The following is a 14,493-nucleotide window of genomic DNA, read 5'->3' as shown; positions in this document are numbered from 1 at the left end:
GAGGAGACGAATCCCTGAATAGGGGTTCGTCTCCTTTTTTGCTATTGCGTAAAAAGCTTTATTCTCTTATTCGTGAATTCAGGCTATCGCTCAGCGATGATACTGACCGCTTGCAGATGGTCGGCGTACTTTACAAACTGTTTGCGCATACCCATAACCCTTGTCCGGGCAGCATGGTTACGCATAAGGTTAAAGACAATTTTCCCAAATCTCAACCAGCCCTCATCCTGAATGATACGTGGCAAATGCAATAAGTGCATGGGAACCGTATAGATTTTAACGACCTTAAAGCCTTCCTCTTTCAGCAGCTGTTCCCACTCTGACACCGTCAACGGTGTCGCATTAACTCTCATGGCTACAGCCAAATCCTTGTAAATTTGTTTTCTGAGCGCAGGCTCAATATGGTTAGAAGCAAGGCACATCTCATGAATAGCATACTTCCCACCTGCTTTCAAAAGCCGCCTGGCTTCCGAAATAATCTGCGCTTTCTTGGCCCTTGTATGCATCGTCAGCATGGCTTCTCCATATACCACCGTCGCAGAGGCATCCGGCAACGGAACCTGTTCAGCATCGGCAATAATGACTTCCCGATTTGCTCCGCTTGCATACGTTTTTACGATAGAAGCCGCCTTCTCATTCTGTTCAATTGCAATATAACGACGGGGATTAAGCCGCAGTGTGATTTGGGCAGTTATACCCAATCCGGGGGCAAACTCAATAACCTCATCCTGTCCGGTTACGTCAAGTCCCTCTATCATCCAACGTGTCGTTTTTAACCCTCCGGGCCTAAGCACGCGCTTACCGAGACTTGCTAATATCCAGTGCCCTGGCACCTGTTTGTAATCTACTGTCTGCATTGGCTATTAACACCTCTCCTTAAAATTTGATAATGATATTCATTATCAATACGAGTGTAAAAAAAATAACCTTTTTCTTTTTTTTGATATGAGCATGTTGCATTATGCAATATCTATATATTGCCAATTGGAGACCCACTCTTACGATTTATGCCAATGCTCCATTTATACAATGATGGTGCTGTGTCCTCTTTTATATGTTCTGCGCATAGCTTTCACTTGGCGTTTTGGTCAACACCACATGCAGGCTGGAATTCACCTCTGCACCACCACGATAGGAAAAGTGCTCATCTCCCGTAACATGAATGATATCCCCTTGGATAACTTCCGTTGCTTCGCCGTTCACAGTTACAGTCCCGCTGCCTTCAAGAACAAGCAAATATACATTCGCTCCTGGGTGATTATGTGTTGGTAGCTCGGCATTAGGAGTAAAGTTGAGAATAAAAATTACATTGTCGGCTTCCTTATGCACAATTCGTTTTGTAAACGCAGCTTCTTTATATTCCTGAAATTGAATGAGGTTTGATTTTTTCATATTAGTTCACGCTCCTGTTTGAAATTAAATTTGCTTAAGATGGATGAATACCTTTATTGTATTGGATTATTTCGCTCGCCTTGTGATTGCAATCACAAAACTAAATTTAAGTAAAAATACTTTTAAAATATTTAAAAATTTGATTTCAATCATCTTTTTCACCGACACATCCAACTAGAATCGGATTATGCAAGATGCTAAAACAATAACAAGCAGGAGGTTATTCCTATGAAGCCCGGATTCAAGCTGGCAAAGGATATTTATTGGGTAGGAAAAATTGATAATCGTGAGGTTCCCTTTCATCGTCTTCTACTATCAAAGGGTACAACTTATAATGCATATCTATTAAAAACCGGAAAGCCAACCATTGTGGATACCGTGGATATGGCGTTCGGTAGAGAATTTGCCGAAGCTGTAACCGAATTGATCGATCCATTGGACATTCAATATATCATCGTCAATCACACGGAACCAGATCACTCAGGCGGATTGGCGGCACTTGCTTCCAAGGCAACGAACGCTACGATTGTCTGCACGGAGATTGCCGTTCCGGAAATTCAACAAATGTACAAGCTTCAGCATCGCAACTTCCTCGTAATCAAGGATGGGGATCAACTGGACATTGGAGGCAAAACGCTGCTGTTCAAAGAAACTCCTTATCTGCATACAGAAGAAACCATGATTACGTATTGTATAGAAGATAAAATCTTGTTCCCTTGCGATATTTTCAGTACACACGTGGCTGTAGAGCATCTATTTGCCGATGAGGCTGGTTTTGATATCACCGAGGACTTTATCGGATACTATCAGGCTATTATTCATCCACATCGCAGATATGTGCGCACATTAATCGAAGCTGTTGCCGATCTGGATATTGAGATGATTGCGCCTTCCCACGGCTTCGCGATCCGGCATGATATTGCCAAGTTTATTGACTTGTACGCCTCTATGAGTACCGAAACCAAGGAAGATAAAAAAGTAGCGATTGTCTATGCCACCCTGAAAAATAATACTAAAAAAATGGCAAACATCCTGAAGGACTGCTTTTTGGAGAACCAAATCAAGGTGGAGCTATGGGACGTGGATAAAGCGGATGAAACGGAAATATTGAATAGTATTGCCTCAGCAGATGCTGTGTTCGTTGGTAGCTCTACTAAATATGCCGATATGACGGGCAAATTGGAAGACCTATTGCAACAAATGCAAAAGATGAATCTGGAAGGCAAGCTGGCTGCTGCCTTTGGTTCCTACGGTTGGAGCGGGGAAGCCATTGAAGTTGTACAGGATTACTTGAACGGTACTAATATGAAGGTGCAAAGCACTTCAGATGTAATCAAATCAACGGGTATGACCCATGTGGAATTCCCGGTACGTATTCGTTTCTCTCCTACAGAAGTTGAAAAAGTGAAAAAAATTAAAAATGCCGCTGAATTTGTCTCAGATCTACTGCTTAGTGTTATTTAAAACACAGTAGCGTATAGCGAATAGGAGAGATACTGAATGGGTAACCAACACTACGTTATTATCGGAGGCAGTGTCGCCGCCGTCAACGCGGCAAAAGCGATTAGAGATCATGATGAGCTGGCCGAAATTTCTATTTACGGGGAGGAAGCATCCTTTCCGTATAACAGAGTCAAACTTTCCAAGGGACTATTCACTGATTTGCACAGTGACAAAATCCTGATCAAAAAGGAAAAATGGTTTGCCAATCAACGAATTCATGTGTATTCCGGCATCAAGATAACCGAGATACATCCAGAGGATTGTATTATCAAAACAATAGATGGACAAACCGTTGCTTATGACAAGCTGCTGCTGTGTACAGGAGCTCACAACCGTAAGCTTGTGCTGGATGGGGCTTCCCTAAGGAACGTTCACAATATCCGTTTTCGACAAGATGCAGATAGCCTTAAAGCAGAATTGCGACAGGGAGACCGGATATGTATCATCGGGGGCGGTATTCAAGGCGTGGAAACCGCCTGGTCCTTCCAGCAAGCCGGGTATGCTGTAACCATACTGGAAGCTTCGCATCGGCTTATGCCCCGCCAGCTAGATGAAAAGGCCTCCGCTATTTTGACCGATCAAATGACCGAACGGGGTACTCAGATCCACCTTGGGCAAGGCGTAAAACGTATTAAAGGCACAGATCACGTAGAAGGTGTGGAACTACAGGACGGCTCTGTTATCCCTTGCGAGCATGTCGTGTACTCTATCGGAATTGTACCGAATACGGAGCTTGCTCGCCAAATCGGCCTTGATATTGGACAAGGCATTCTGGTGAATGCGCAGATGGAGACCAGCTCCGCCAATATCTATGCAGCAGGTGATGCAGCCGAATTTCAGAGTAGAGTAGATGGGTTATGGGAAAGCGCAATGGAGCAGGGAAAAATAGCAGGCGCTAATATGGCGGGCGCATCCGTCAGCTATCAGCGTCCCCTCCCTGTAACCCTTTCGAACTGCTATGAATCTCCTCTCTTTTCCATCGGTCTGGTAGATGAACAAGTCTGCGACACCAGCCTGATTATTAAAAATCGAGCTTCTTATACACGTATGTTCATACAAAACGGCTCTATCTGCGGCGTGATTGGCTTTGGAGATGCCCTTGCTTCACTACCATACAAAACAGCCATCATGCAGGGACTCAAACCGGACGCACCAGAGCTTACAAAAATTTTGAATGACAAGGAGAACTAGAGATGAAAAAATATGTTTGTCAGCCCTGTGGATACATTTATGATCCTGCTACCGGTGACCCCGATGAAGACGTTATGCCTGGTACAGCGTTTGAGGATCTTCCAGAAGACTGGGTTTGTCCAGTCTGCGGTGAGGATCAAAGTCATTTTGCCCCAATAGATGATACAGAATAACAACCATGCGCTATAACCTGTAGTTTCCGGTTTATGAATGGAGTGAATGAATGTGAATGCGATGTCCTGTCCCTGCCAGTGCGAAAAGGAGCCCTGTGCCCGCAAAGTGCCTATCTTTTCCTCTTTGTCCTGCGAAGATTTGTGTAAGGTCAGCTCTATGATCCGACACCGAAAATATCAGAAGGGTGAAGCCCTGATTATCGAGGAACAAGCATCCGATACGCTGTACATTATTAAAAGCGGGCATGTCAAGCTACTGAAGATGACGCCTCAGGGCAAGGAGCAAATTCTGCACATTCTGACAACTGGCGATTTTTTTGGCGAGTTGAACATATTTAACAGCGATGAGCTGAGTAACTTTAGTGCGTATGCCTTAAAAGATACTGATATTTGTATGCTCACCAAGGATGATATGGAGCAGTTGATCCGCAACAATCCCGATATCTCTTTGAAGCTGCTCAAAACCATTACTAAACGCTTGGCACATACCGAAAACCTGGCTCAAAGCCTAGCTACCAAAGACCCGGAAATCCGCATCGCCTATATGATTCTTGAGCTTGGACATAAATACGGCAAGCCGGATGGTTCCTACATTAAAATAAACCTCCCCCTTTCACGCGAGGAAATGGCTAATTATGTGGGTGTCACCCGCGAAACCATCAGTCGCAAATTCGGAAAATTTGAACAGCTGGGGATTATTCATAGCAGGGGTACAAGAGAGATTACCATCTGCGATGTACAGAAACTGAACGAATATATGGATTGAGACACATAGATACAATGTTACTCTAACATGAGGACAACAAAAAACCGCTTCTTTAACTTATGGATTGCAGTTGATCTATCAACCACTTCCATTTCGTTAAAAGGCGGTTTTTTAGCATATTTTATACTCCACTAACTATCAATTGTCGTGTTTACACCTTGGGAAGACGCTCCCCATGCAGGCCGCGCTGAAGGAAGTTCTGGCGAAACTCTGTCTGTGGAAGGAGCAGCCTCAATCGTGGTCGATTTGGAGCAATCCCACACTACTTTGATCAAATACCCAAACAACAACACATTCAACAATGATGTCACACACAAAATAATACCGTATTGATCCCGAGAGTTGGAGCTATAGAAAATATCAAAGGTGTTCAGGAAAATCGTAAGACTGAATCCACCCGCAAGCCACAAAAATCTGCGGTCTCGTAAATACAGATACGCCAGTACAGCTAACGCGGCCGCAGGGAACAAGTACCGTTCATGCATGCTGGAAGCGAAGGTAAATACACCTGCAATGAGCACCAGCGCAGCTGCTGCTGCAAATTGTGGTTTGCGACTGCGGATATACATCCACCATGTAAATAGAGTCACCAGCACAATGCAGATCATACCCCATGTATGGTAACTGAACAGGAACAATGTTGTAGTGTCCTGCGTATAATTGCCACCGATCAATGCAAAAAAGTTATACGCGTTCACCGAAGCATACGGATACTCGCCGACCGTTCCCTTGTATAGGTCAAGTAGCCATAACGGCTCTTGCCCCCACGAAAATGGCAATATGACCAGAATGGTCGTCACAACAGCACCGCCAATGGACAACAGCCAAGGCTGTATTTTACGTTGTCTCAGCAGCTCAAAGAACAGAACAGGCCCATAAATAATTCCCTGCGGCTTCATCAATACGGCTACCGTAAACAATACGGCGGACCAGCCGACCCGGTTTTCCACAAGCAGCACAATCATGCCCACAATCAGCATAGTAAAGAAAGAATCTACCTGCCCCCAGAAGGTCGAATTGATAAACACCGCCGGGTTAAACACGTAGAATATAGCCAATCCAAGGCTTATTCCATAGCCGACCCGTTTGCTCGCCAACCGGTACAGCATGTACGCTGTCACGATATCGGCTAATATATTGGGAAGCCGCAGCAGCACGGACATATAGGGACTGAAAGCATCCGTAGAGCCGATTTGACCGATCATATATAAAATATAAATATAGAACGGCGGATAATCACTTGATCCGTTCGTGTAAAAGCCCGATAAGCTATCCGCTGCTGTCGTAGCCCAGTTCCGGAATAGCATTAAATCCATGTGACCCGAAATCCATGGGGCGATCGCCATTCTTAAAAAGAAACCCACACCCAGCACAGTCCACAGCATCAGTCCTCGATTACATTCCCCGAGCTTCCATTCACGAGCCCGAAACCGGTACGCAATAAACACGAACGCACCGAAGAACAAAGCGGCGAAAATCGCCAGCGGAGTAGCATAAGCAGATGAGGAGTTCCCACTTCTTCCACCACCCATACCACCGCCAGGGCCGCCCATGCCAGATCCGTTACCAGACATGCCACCGGGGCCTCTGTGCTGTCCGTCTCTGGCAACACCACTGCCGCCCGATACAGACGTATCATTCCCGGTCGTTGTACCTTTGTCACCCGATGTCGATGTCCCCTCAGTGGAGGAGTTGGTAGTTTGGTCTGTCGTCCCCTGATTCTTGCTGTCAGCGCTATTCGCCGAATCCGTCCCCCTCATACCTCCGCCAGGTCCGCCTCCTCCCCCAAACCCGCCGGATGGTCCCTGCCTAACAGCCGTAGACTGGGACGCAGAACTACCTGAATAACTCCATAACGAAACGACACTAGCGACAGCACACAATATGAGACTACATAGAAGTATATATTTCAGACCGTTCGCTTTCCAAACGTTCAAATCCGATGCACCTCTCTCTGTTTCTATTTTCCCATATTGTATCTGCCTTAGCTTAGGACTTTGTGAGTTCTGGCTGAATGTTGGCTGAATACCGAATCATCACACTGAAGATTGTCGTTCCATCTCCATAATCGCCCTTTCCAGCTGAGATTGTGGATGCTTCAGCATGTTACCGTGACCGACAGCTAATAAAGATGGATCGAAACTCGCCAGCTTCTTGGCGCTTTTCAGCGAAATTCCCTTGTTCCAGGTAGCCAGTGCCGGAAAAGGAAACAGCGGCTTAAGCCTTCCCGATACCGCTATACCACCTCGGGTCTGAAAGGCGTCGCCTGCAATTAGCGCTCGGGTGCGAGTATCCAAAAATGCCATCGAGCCCGGCGTATGTCCTGGTGCACTGATCGCCAACAGCGAACCTACATGATCCCCATCCTCCAGTAAAACGTCAGGCTGGGTAAGGATATGCTTCGGTACATCGCCTCGAATAGGAATATCCGGTTCTCCTGTCTCCAACGATACATCGCCCTGTAGCAGCGGTGCGTCCCGCCTGGAAATGAACACTTGCGCGTCAGGATACCTTGCCTTGAGCTTATCCAACGCACCCACATGATCCCCATGGGCATGGGTAAGTACAATTCGAATAATCGGCTGCCCGATCTGCGCCGCAGCCTGCTCTATACCACGGGTACTGTATGGCAATCCGGCATCTACCAAGGTGAGCCCCTCTTTCTCCTCCACCAAATAACAGTTCACCGGGAACAGCCGGGGCATAAACGTCAATTGATACACATGCTGCACCTGAACAATACGCATTCATCTCATCTCCTTGACTTAATTATAAACTAATTATATTAGTATTATAAATAATATAATTAGTTTTAAGCAAATACTTTTGCTGCTATTCAGCTGGAGTTGGAGCTTGGAACTGCTACGGGGACGGTCGTACTGAGAAAACAGCAAAAAGCATCCCCGGGACTCTGCCCCCGGGGATGCCTCTCAAAACAAGAATTCATCTTTTCCTCCTGTTATTAATAACGAAGCCTTCTTGGCTATTTCCTCTTTATCAAACGGAGTAATTCCAGATGCCCATAAATAACCAGCCTCATGTATGATGTTGGCATGAATAGGTAGGACATCCAGATATCATTGCAGAAACTTGGTACAACTTATACGAGAAAAAACACAGCTTTGAAGAAACATTCCCAAAAGAAATGGATCCAACCAAGCTGTAAAATTATTAAAGCGAGAAGATGACCATTGTGGCCGTCTTCTCGCTTTTTTGTCATTTATAAGCGTCCTTTGGGCAACAACTTCATCCGTAATTACAGCCGGATTGCCTCAGCAATAGGCGTACTGCCAGAAACCAGATTAATTGCACGATGATACGTCCGCTGTTCCTCCAGCGCTGCTACCACCGCTGCCGCCACATCTTCACGAGAAATGGTGTGGCTGGTGAGCTCCTCACCGGTAGCAACTTTTCCGGTGCCCACATCATCCGTCAGGCCACCCGGACGAAGAATCGTGTAGTCCAGGTTGCTCGCTTCCAACAGGCGGTCAGCGTAATGCTTCGCCACATAATACGGTTTAATGGATGCAGGCCACTGCTCCCGATTCTCCGCATGTAGGGCGCTGACCATAACGAAGCGCTGGATACCCGCTTGTTCGGCGGCTTCCATCGCCTTGACCGCTCCATCCAGGTCGATAAGCAGCGTTTTATCCGCTCCTGTTTTTCCACCGGAGCCTGCTGTGAACACGACAGCATCGCTGCCTTTTATAGCTGTGGCAATATCACCAACCGTCCCTTCGAGGTCAGCTACCACCGTTTCTGCTCCCAAACGTTCAAGCGCTTCGGCCTGATCCGAATTGCGGATCAACGCCTTTACGCGATGCGATTTATTCTGCCCCAGTAGACGGACAAGATGTCTGCCTACTTTTCCATTTGCACCAATCACCAGTACGTTCACTCATACCCCTCCTGTATTCGCAGTCTCTCATCTACATTATACAGATGTATTTTACCCTTCGGGTCTGCGACGCAATCATGTTAGCTGCATCAGGTTGAAATCAGACTTCTTTGGTAAGCTCGGCATCTCGCTTTTGCCGCACACGCAGACCTGCCAAAAAGGTAGCCATCATCACCTCAATGCTCCGATCCACTTCCACAGGTAAACCAAAGCCGCCCTTTTGTTCAAGCGAGGCGAATCCATGAAGCAGACTACGGAATCCCCTCGCTGCATGAATGCAATCTTCTTCCTTAAAGCCATAACCACTGGATAGGACGGTAATGACCAGCTCGGCCACGCGATCCGCAGCCTGCCTCATTTCGGTATCATTTCGATCAGTTGCATACTGCATCGCTTCATACAAACCTGGTCGCTCGCGAGCATACCGCATATACGCGTTCCCCATAGCGGTCAGCGCATCTTCGCCCGCTCTACCAACCGCTGCGCTCATCAAAGCTTCCTCCAACTGTTCGAGGCTGTGCAATGCCAGTACTTGGCGCAGTCCATTCAATCCGTTCACGTGGTTATACAAGGACGGAGGGCGAATGTGCAGCTTTTGCGCCAGCGTGGTGAGCGTGACATCCCCCATCCCTTGTTCATTGGCAATGTCCTCGGCAGCCCGCAGGATATCTTGCAGTTTTACTCCGTTTCTAGGCGACACCATCCCGCCTCCTTCCATCGAATTTCTATGTAATCCGGTACCTTATACATATACTGAGTCGATCCAGATTCTATTTTAACTAATCCTGTTAGTTTATACAAAGAAAATGCCGTTTACAACAGCCGACCTGCATCGAACCTTTATAGAAGAGCATGGCGGTCATTACTGATATAATAAAAAAATAAGATCATAAACGGAACGGATCTGATCCCTTACAAAGGAGCTAGCTATATCTATGGAACCCAAGCCACTTCCAGCTATTGAATTCAATCACATTATCAAATATTTCACCGGGTCTGGACAGCAACGTGCTGTTCTGAACGGGATTACAGCAAAAGTCTCCCCCGGCAAAATCACCACGTTGGTCGGTCCATCGGGGTCTGGTAAAAGCACGTTGCTTTCACTGTGCAACCTCCTAATGACACCGGATGAAGGGGATATCCGTGTCCTCGGCAAACCTATATCGGAGTGGGAGATCCCTGAACTGAGACGGAAAGTAGCATTGGTTTTTCAGGATGCCCCCATGCTTCAGGGAACGGTCCTATACAATCTCCAAACCGTAGAACGGCTGCACGGTACGGTGCTGGAAGATCCTGCCGGCCTGTTGGAACGCGTAGGACTTACTCGCGACCTGTTGGAACAGAAGGCGCAGGAACTGTCCGGCGGACAAAGACAGCGCTTGGCCTTGGCGCGGACACTCGCGAACCGTCCGGATATTTTACTGCTGGATGAGATTACTTCTGCACTGGACCCTGCCTCGGTCAAAGAGGTTGAGGAATTGCTGCTGCAAATGAACAAAGAAGAAGGAACAACGATGATCTGGATTACGCATCATATGGAACAAGCCCGCAGGGTAGGCCACGAAACATGGCTGATGATCGACGGAAGACTGATAGAACAAGAGGATACGGAGACGTTTTTTAATGCTCCACAGCATAGTGAGACCCGCAGGTTTGTAGCAGGAGAATGGGTATGACGATTGTTGCCTTGATTCTCTCTCTCGGTTTTGTATTTATCGCCATCGTCATGTCCAAATCCTTCAAACTCGGTCTGGACCGAGACATGATCATCGCCACAATCAGAGCGTCGGTTCAACTGCTGGCGATTGGATATGTATTGCATTTGATTTTTGGGATGCAAAGCTACGGATTTATCGTATTATTCATTCTGCTCATGATTACCGTAGCCTCACAAAATGTTGCGCGCAAAGGACGATTTATCCCCGGTCTCATGTGGAAATCATTCCTGACGCTGCTGTGTGTGGAAATCGTTACACAGACATTCCTCATTGGCCTGCATATCATTCCTGCGACAGCCCGGTATATGATTCCGATTAGCGGCATGATCATTGGCAGTTCTATGATTTTGTCCAGCCTGCTGGTGTCCCGGCTCAAGTCGGAAGTCCTGCTGCGCAAGCCTGAAATCATGCTCATTCTGGCGTTAGGCGGCACGCCTAGACAAGCCATCTTCCCTATACTCAAGGATTGCATACGTTCCAGTATGATTCCAACCATTGAGGGGCAGAAAACGCTGGGGCTTGTCCAGCTGCCCGGCATGATGACCGGACAAATCATCGCAGGTGCCAATCCGATTGCCGCCGTGCGTTTGCAATTGCTCATCGTATTTACCACCATGACCTCTGCTATTTTGACCAGCGTGCTGCTCAGCCTGTTCATTTATCCGGCATTATTTAACCGCCAGCAACAACTGCACACAGAAGCATGGGAACGCTAATCAGGTGAATATCCCCAGTTATCTGTGATTTCACAAAATAAAAGAGACATGTTTAATTCCTGACACAAAGGTTAATAGATACACGTACCCGCTTTACTAAAATTCGATGAGGAGTGATTGAACATGGCTAACAACAACCAAAATGGCAAAATGAGTCGCGAAGAGGCAGGACGTTTAGGTGGAGAAGCTACTGCTAAAAATCACGACAAAGAATTTTATCAAGAGATTGGCGAAAAAGGTGGCGAAGCCACTTCCAAAAGTCATGGCAAGGACTTCTACCAGGAAATTGGTGAAAAAGGCGGCGAAGCCACTTCCAAAAACCATGACAAGGAATTCTATCAAGAAATCGGACGCAAGGGCGGCGAAGCCCGTGGCAACTCAGACCAAAGTGATAGCGACGGGAAAATGAGCAGGGAAGAAGCTGGCCGTAAAGGCGGCGAAGCCCGCGCACGTCAGCGTAGAGATAACTGACAATAGGGAGTATGTGGTCGGTGCAATTGCAATGTAGAGGCACAGACTGCATATAAACATGAAGTATAGTGGACGTTTATGTTATAAAAGCCTATCTGCCCGAACAACGGCAGATAGGCTTTTTGTGTGAAAGTTACTTTCGTCAACCGATCATACGCCTTACAATATACATAAACAGGTTAAATAACCAATCATACATATTTTATTACAAATGAAAGAATGGATTATAGGAGGTTTGCGCGAATGTTGATTACAAAGAATAAAACGGCTGCAACTATTCTAAGAATTATATTTTTTTTACTGATTTTCAGCTGGATTTATTATTATTCAGGTCATCACTCGGCAGAAACCGCTAAATTAGTTAAAACTACAGATGATTACTTGGTCATACAGAGAGATGCTTCTAGCGGAGGTGAATATAAAGAATTATATATTTCCCCAAAGTCTGTGATCCCTCCTCTGGTTATAGGCAAACAATATTATTTCGTGTCTGATCAAAGGTACTTTCAACACCCATATATCCGTTATGTAGAGGAGTAAACAGAACAAGACAACAAGGACTAACACAGCCCTTGGTTAAAGCTTCATGGATACAAAAGAGTGCATGCAACTCAAATCAAATATTCCTGCATTCCGACTGTTAAGATGGAGTCGAAAGGAGGGAACCCTCGTGTACGAATGGAACGAAATGGTGCAGCTCATGATCGATTGGATTGATAATAATCTTACTTCAGCACCTTCGTTGCTGAGAATGTCCAGTCAGTTAGGCTACTCCCCTTACTACTGTACAAAACAGTTTCATTCTCTTACAGGAATGACGTTAAGGGATTATGTGTGGATGCGCCGGATTAGCCGTGCTGCACTGGAACTCCGGGATAGCAATGTCCGCATCCTCGATGTTGCCATAAAGTATGGGTTTTCTTCACAAGAGGCTTTTACACGGGCATTTGTAAAAGCGTTTGAGGTAACTCCGGCTGTATACCAAAAGGAGCCCCGACCTATTCCGCTGACCATTCGCGTTGAGGTGTTCTCTCCTTATCATTACCATTTGAAGGAGCGGGATAAGATGGTTAAGGATCATTTGCAAGAAGCTGAAGTCAAAATCGAGCATATACCAGCACACAAATTTATTGGAATCTGGGATACTTCTTCTCGAAACTACGGTGATTTCTGGAGAAACGGTCACAATTGTGATGAAATTTGCGGAACATTGGAAAGCATGTCTCATCTCAAGCTTCCCGAACAATTGGGCCAAACTGCGGGCTGGTTCTATCAAGATGGTCAGAAAGGCTACCTCTATGGAATACCGGTCGCCGCTGACTACAATGGAGAGATTCCCGCAGGAATGAAGTGTCGGGACATCCCCGAATCAGATTACCTGGTGTTTTTTCACCCACCCTTCAATTATTTAAAAAACAACGGAGACGTTATGAGAATGGTGGAGGAGAAGGCTTGGAACTTTGACCCTAGCAGCCTAGGGTATGAATGGGATGAGGAAACAAAGCAAGATTATCAGCGGCATTTCCCAGAAAGATACGGATACGCAGTGTTACGTCCAGTGAAAAAAGTGTAGAGAAAAAGAATCCCAAGAAGCCGCTACGATCAGGATGCTGTTCATCGTCTTGCTAAAGTCTGTTGAAAAATAATAACAGTTTATTACTAACGGGTTCCATCTTGAGATGCAATACACATCGAATTGACATTGTGGTCATAATACGATGTAAATACAGAATAAACCGATCCCTGAATCATACAGTTGTCGGTTTATTCTTGATCAGTATTTTTATTTTGCAAGTAACTATCAATGATTTTAACCCAATCCGGTAACAAGGCCACATGATGTTTTATCGTTTCACTATCTGATTCCAATACAATCACGCCATCTGAGCTGCTGTTGTCAATGACAATTAAATGATCGATAAGTTTAAGATGTAAGAGCAGATTGTCTAGTGAGGTCTGATGCCGTCTTATAATATCAGCGGTTTCAATGTGGTGGCCCCCATTTCGAACTCGTGCAGCAACTCGCTCGATATTAAGACGATAATCACCAAGGCCCACATAAAACATGATAACTTCAAAGCCATTTTCTTTTGCCACTCGCATTTGTCGAATCACATTGCCACCAGCAAGTGTCGTCTCTACGGTAAAATCTCGTTTATTTCTTATACAATCCCGTGCTAGCTTAATCGCTTCCTTTCCTGCCGATACTTTGTATCGATCAGGGTTTTTACGATCAATCCCTCGCGCTAACGCATCTGGATCGATATTAACACTTACACCAAGTTTATCAACGATTAGATTACGAATTGTACTCTTACCACTTCCATTGTTTCCTGCGAATACAAACATAGTAGCAAACGGCTCACTCATGATAAAATATCCTGCTCTTTAATTCGTTCGACTTGACCATTACTGTACTCTTTAACAAATTGACCATCCGACGTTTTGTAGACAATATATGTGCCATTTGCTTTAGCGTCCAGTTTTGCTCTATCTCCAGTTAGTTTGATTAACTTGCCTAGGTCGTGTGTACGATTCATTTAGCCATCACCATCCCATCCAAATCATATATCGAGAGTATATCATAAATCGAAAAGTCTGAAAGAATCCAGCGTCACTCAAATCCATACGAATACCGCACGGCTAAAAATCGTGACAAGTAAAT

General features: G+C 45.8%; 17 protein-coding genes. 9 read left to right on the top strand and 8 right to left on the bottom strand.

Annotated elements, in window-relative coordinates:
* Window positions 1–83: 83 nt before the first annotated feature.
* A complete protein-coding gene (locus tag ACL9RM_RS01405; RefSeq protein WP_250266929.1) occupies window positions 84–857 on the bottom strand; it encodes a class I SAM-dependent methyltransferase in 774 nt (257 codons plus the stop codon).
* Between the two features lie 193 nt (window positions 858–1,050).
* Window positions 1,051–1,392 carry a cupin domain-containing protein gene (locus ACL9RM_RS01400; protein ID WP_250266930.1) on the bottom strand — a complete coding sequence of 114 codons (342 nt, stop codon included), beginning with the start codon at window positions 1,390–1,392 and terminating at the stop codon, window positions 1,051–1,053.
* A gap of 228 nt (window positions 1,393–1,620) precedes the next feature.
* Here ACL9RM_RS01400 and ACL9RM_RS01395 point away from each other — a divergent pair, with 228 nt between their 5' ends.
* The 4 genes from ACL9RM_RS01395 (at window position 1,621) to ACL9RM_RS01380 (ending at window position 5,025) form a co-directional block, all read left to right on the top strand.
* Window positions 1,621–2,856 carry an FprA family A-type flavoprotein gene (locus ACL9RM_RS01395; protein WP_190298233.1) on the top strand — a complete coding sequence of 412 codons (1,236 nt, stop codon included), beginning with the start codon at window positions 1,621–1,623 and terminating at the stop codon, window positions 2,854–2,856.
* A 36-nt stretch (window positions 2,857–2,892) separates the two neighbouring features.
* Window positions 2,893–4,086, top strand: a complete 1,194-nt coding sequence (locus ACL9RM_RS01390; protein WP_250266931.1) for an NAD(P)/FAD-dependent oxidoreductase — start codon at window positions 2,893–2,895, stop codon at window positions 4,084–4,086.
* A gap of 2 nt (window positions 4,087–4,088) precedes the next feature.
* Window positions 4,089–4,259 carry a rubredoxin gene (gene rd, locus ACL9RM_RS01385; protein WP_071643830.1) on the top strand — a complete coding sequence of 57 codons (171 nt, stop codon included), beginning with the start codon at window positions 4,089–4,091 and terminating at the stop codon, window positions 4,257–4,259.
* Window positions 4,260–4,320: 61 nt separating this feature from the next.
* Window positions 4,321–5,025: a Crp/Fnr family transcriptional regulator gene (locus tag ACL9RM_RS01380; protein ID WP_254326386.1), complete on the top strand. Its 705-nt coding sequence runs from the start codon at window positions 4,321–4,323 to the stop codon at window positions 5,023–5,025.
* 131 nt (window positions 5,026–5,156) lie between these two features.
* Here ACL9RM_RS01380 and ACL9RM_RS01375 read toward each other — a convergent pair whose 3' ends face one another.
* The 4 genes from ACL9RM_RS01375 to ACL9RM_RS01360 all read right to left on the bottom strand — a co-directional run bounded on the left by ACL9RM_RS01375 (window position 5,157) and on the right by ACL9RM_RS01360 (window position 9,623).
* Window positions 5,157–6,962: a glycosyltransferase 87 family protein gene (locus ACL9RM_RS01375; protein WP_414126097.1), complete on the bottom strand. Its 1,806-nt coding sequence runs from the start codon at window positions 6,960–6,962 to the stop codon at window positions 5,157–5,159.
* Between the two features lie 99 nt (window positions 6,963–7,061).
* Complete coding sequence (locus tag ACL9RM_RS01370) at window positions 7,062–7,772, bottom strand: MBL fold metallo-hydrolase (protein ID WP_414126095.1); 711 nt, start codon at window positions 7,770–7,772, stop codon at window positions 7,062–7,064.
* A gap of 509 nt (window positions 7,773–8,281) precedes the next feature.
* Window positions 8,282–8,923, bottom strand: coding sequence for an SDR family oxidoreductase (locus tag ACL9RM_RS01365; protein ID WP_414126093.1), 642 nt, complete (start codon window positions 8,921–8,923; stop codon window positions 8,282–8,284).
* Between the two features lie 100 nt (window positions 8,924–9,023).
* Complete coding sequence (locus ACL9RM_RS01360; protein ID WP_235306671.1) at window positions 9,024–9,623, bottom strand: TetR/AcrR family transcriptional regulator; 600 nt, start codon at window positions 9,621–9,623, stop codon at window positions 9,024–9,026.
* 235 nt (window positions 9,624–9,858) lie between these two features.
* Between ACL9RM_RS01360 and ACL9RM_RS01355 the strand changes: the two genes are divergently transcribed.
* The 5 genes from ACL9RM_RS01355 (at window position 9,859) to ACL9RM_RS01335 (ending at window position 13,401) form a co-directional block, all read left to right on the top strand.
* Window positions 9,859–10,599, top strand: coding sequence for an ABC transporter ATP-binding protein (locus ACL9RM_RS01355; protein WP_414126091.1), 741 nt, complete (start codon window positions 9,859–9,861; stop codon window positions 10,597–10,599).
* Window positions 10,596–11,357, top strand: a complete 762-nt coding sequence (locus tag ACL9RM_RS01350; protein WP_029518725.1) for an ABC transporter permease — start codon at window positions 10,596–10,598, stop codon at window positions 11,355–11,357. Before ACL9RM_RS01355 ends, ACL9RM_RS01350 begins: the two co-directional genes overlap by 4 nt.
* A 123-nt stretch (window positions 11,358–11,480) precedes the next feature.
* Complete coding sequence (locus ACL9RM_RS01345) at window positions 11,481–11,828, top strand: KGG domain-containing protein (protein ID WP_061829502.1); 348 nt, start codon at window positions 11,481–11,483, stop codon at window positions 11,826–11,828.
* A gap of 243 nt (window positions 11,829–12,071) precedes the next feature.
* The gene (locus tag ACL9RM_RS01340) at window positions 12,072–12,368 is read left to right on the top strand and encodes a hypothetical protein (RefSeq protein ID WP_250260121.1); all 297 of its coding nucleotides are present in this window, start codon (window positions 12,072–12,074) and stop codon (window positions 12,366–12,368) included.
* Window positions 12,369–12,498: 130 nt separating this feature from the next.
* Window positions 12,499–13,401, top strand: coding sequence for an AraC family transcriptional regulator (locus ACL9RM_RS01335; RefSeq protein WP_235306675.1), 903 nt, complete (start codon window positions 12,499–12,501; stop codon window positions 13,399–13,401).
* Between the two features lie 191 nt (window positions 13,402–13,592).
* On the opposite strand, the gene ACL9RM_RS01330 is transcribed toward ACL9RM_RS01335, so the two are convergent.
* Both ACL9RM_RS01330 and ACL9RM_RS01325 read right to left on the bottom strand, forming a co-directional pair.
* On the bottom strand, window positions 13,593–14,198 hold the full coding sequence (locus ACL9RM_RS01330) for a zeta toxin family protein (RefSeq protein WP_414126088.1): 606 nt from the start codon (window positions 14,196–14,198) through the stop codon (window positions 13,593–13,595).
* Entirely contained in the window at window positions 14,195–14,368 is a 174-nt protein-coding gene (locus ACL9RM_RS01325; RefSeq protein WP_172828283.1) for a hypothetical protein, read from the bottom strand. Before ACL9RM_RS01325 ends, ACL9RM_RS01330 begins: the two co-directional genes overlap by 4 nt.
* Window positions 14,369–14,493 lie beyond the last annotated feature (125 nt).

The organism is Paenibacillus sp. S29 (genome assembly GCF_049319765.1).
Classification (GTDB): Bacteria; Bacillota; Bacilli; order Paenibacillales; family Paenibacillaceae; genus Paenibacillus; species Paenibacillus polymyxa_B.
Note: the sequence above shows the minus strand (reverse complement) of the source record. Positions and strands in the feature narration are given on the sequence as shown.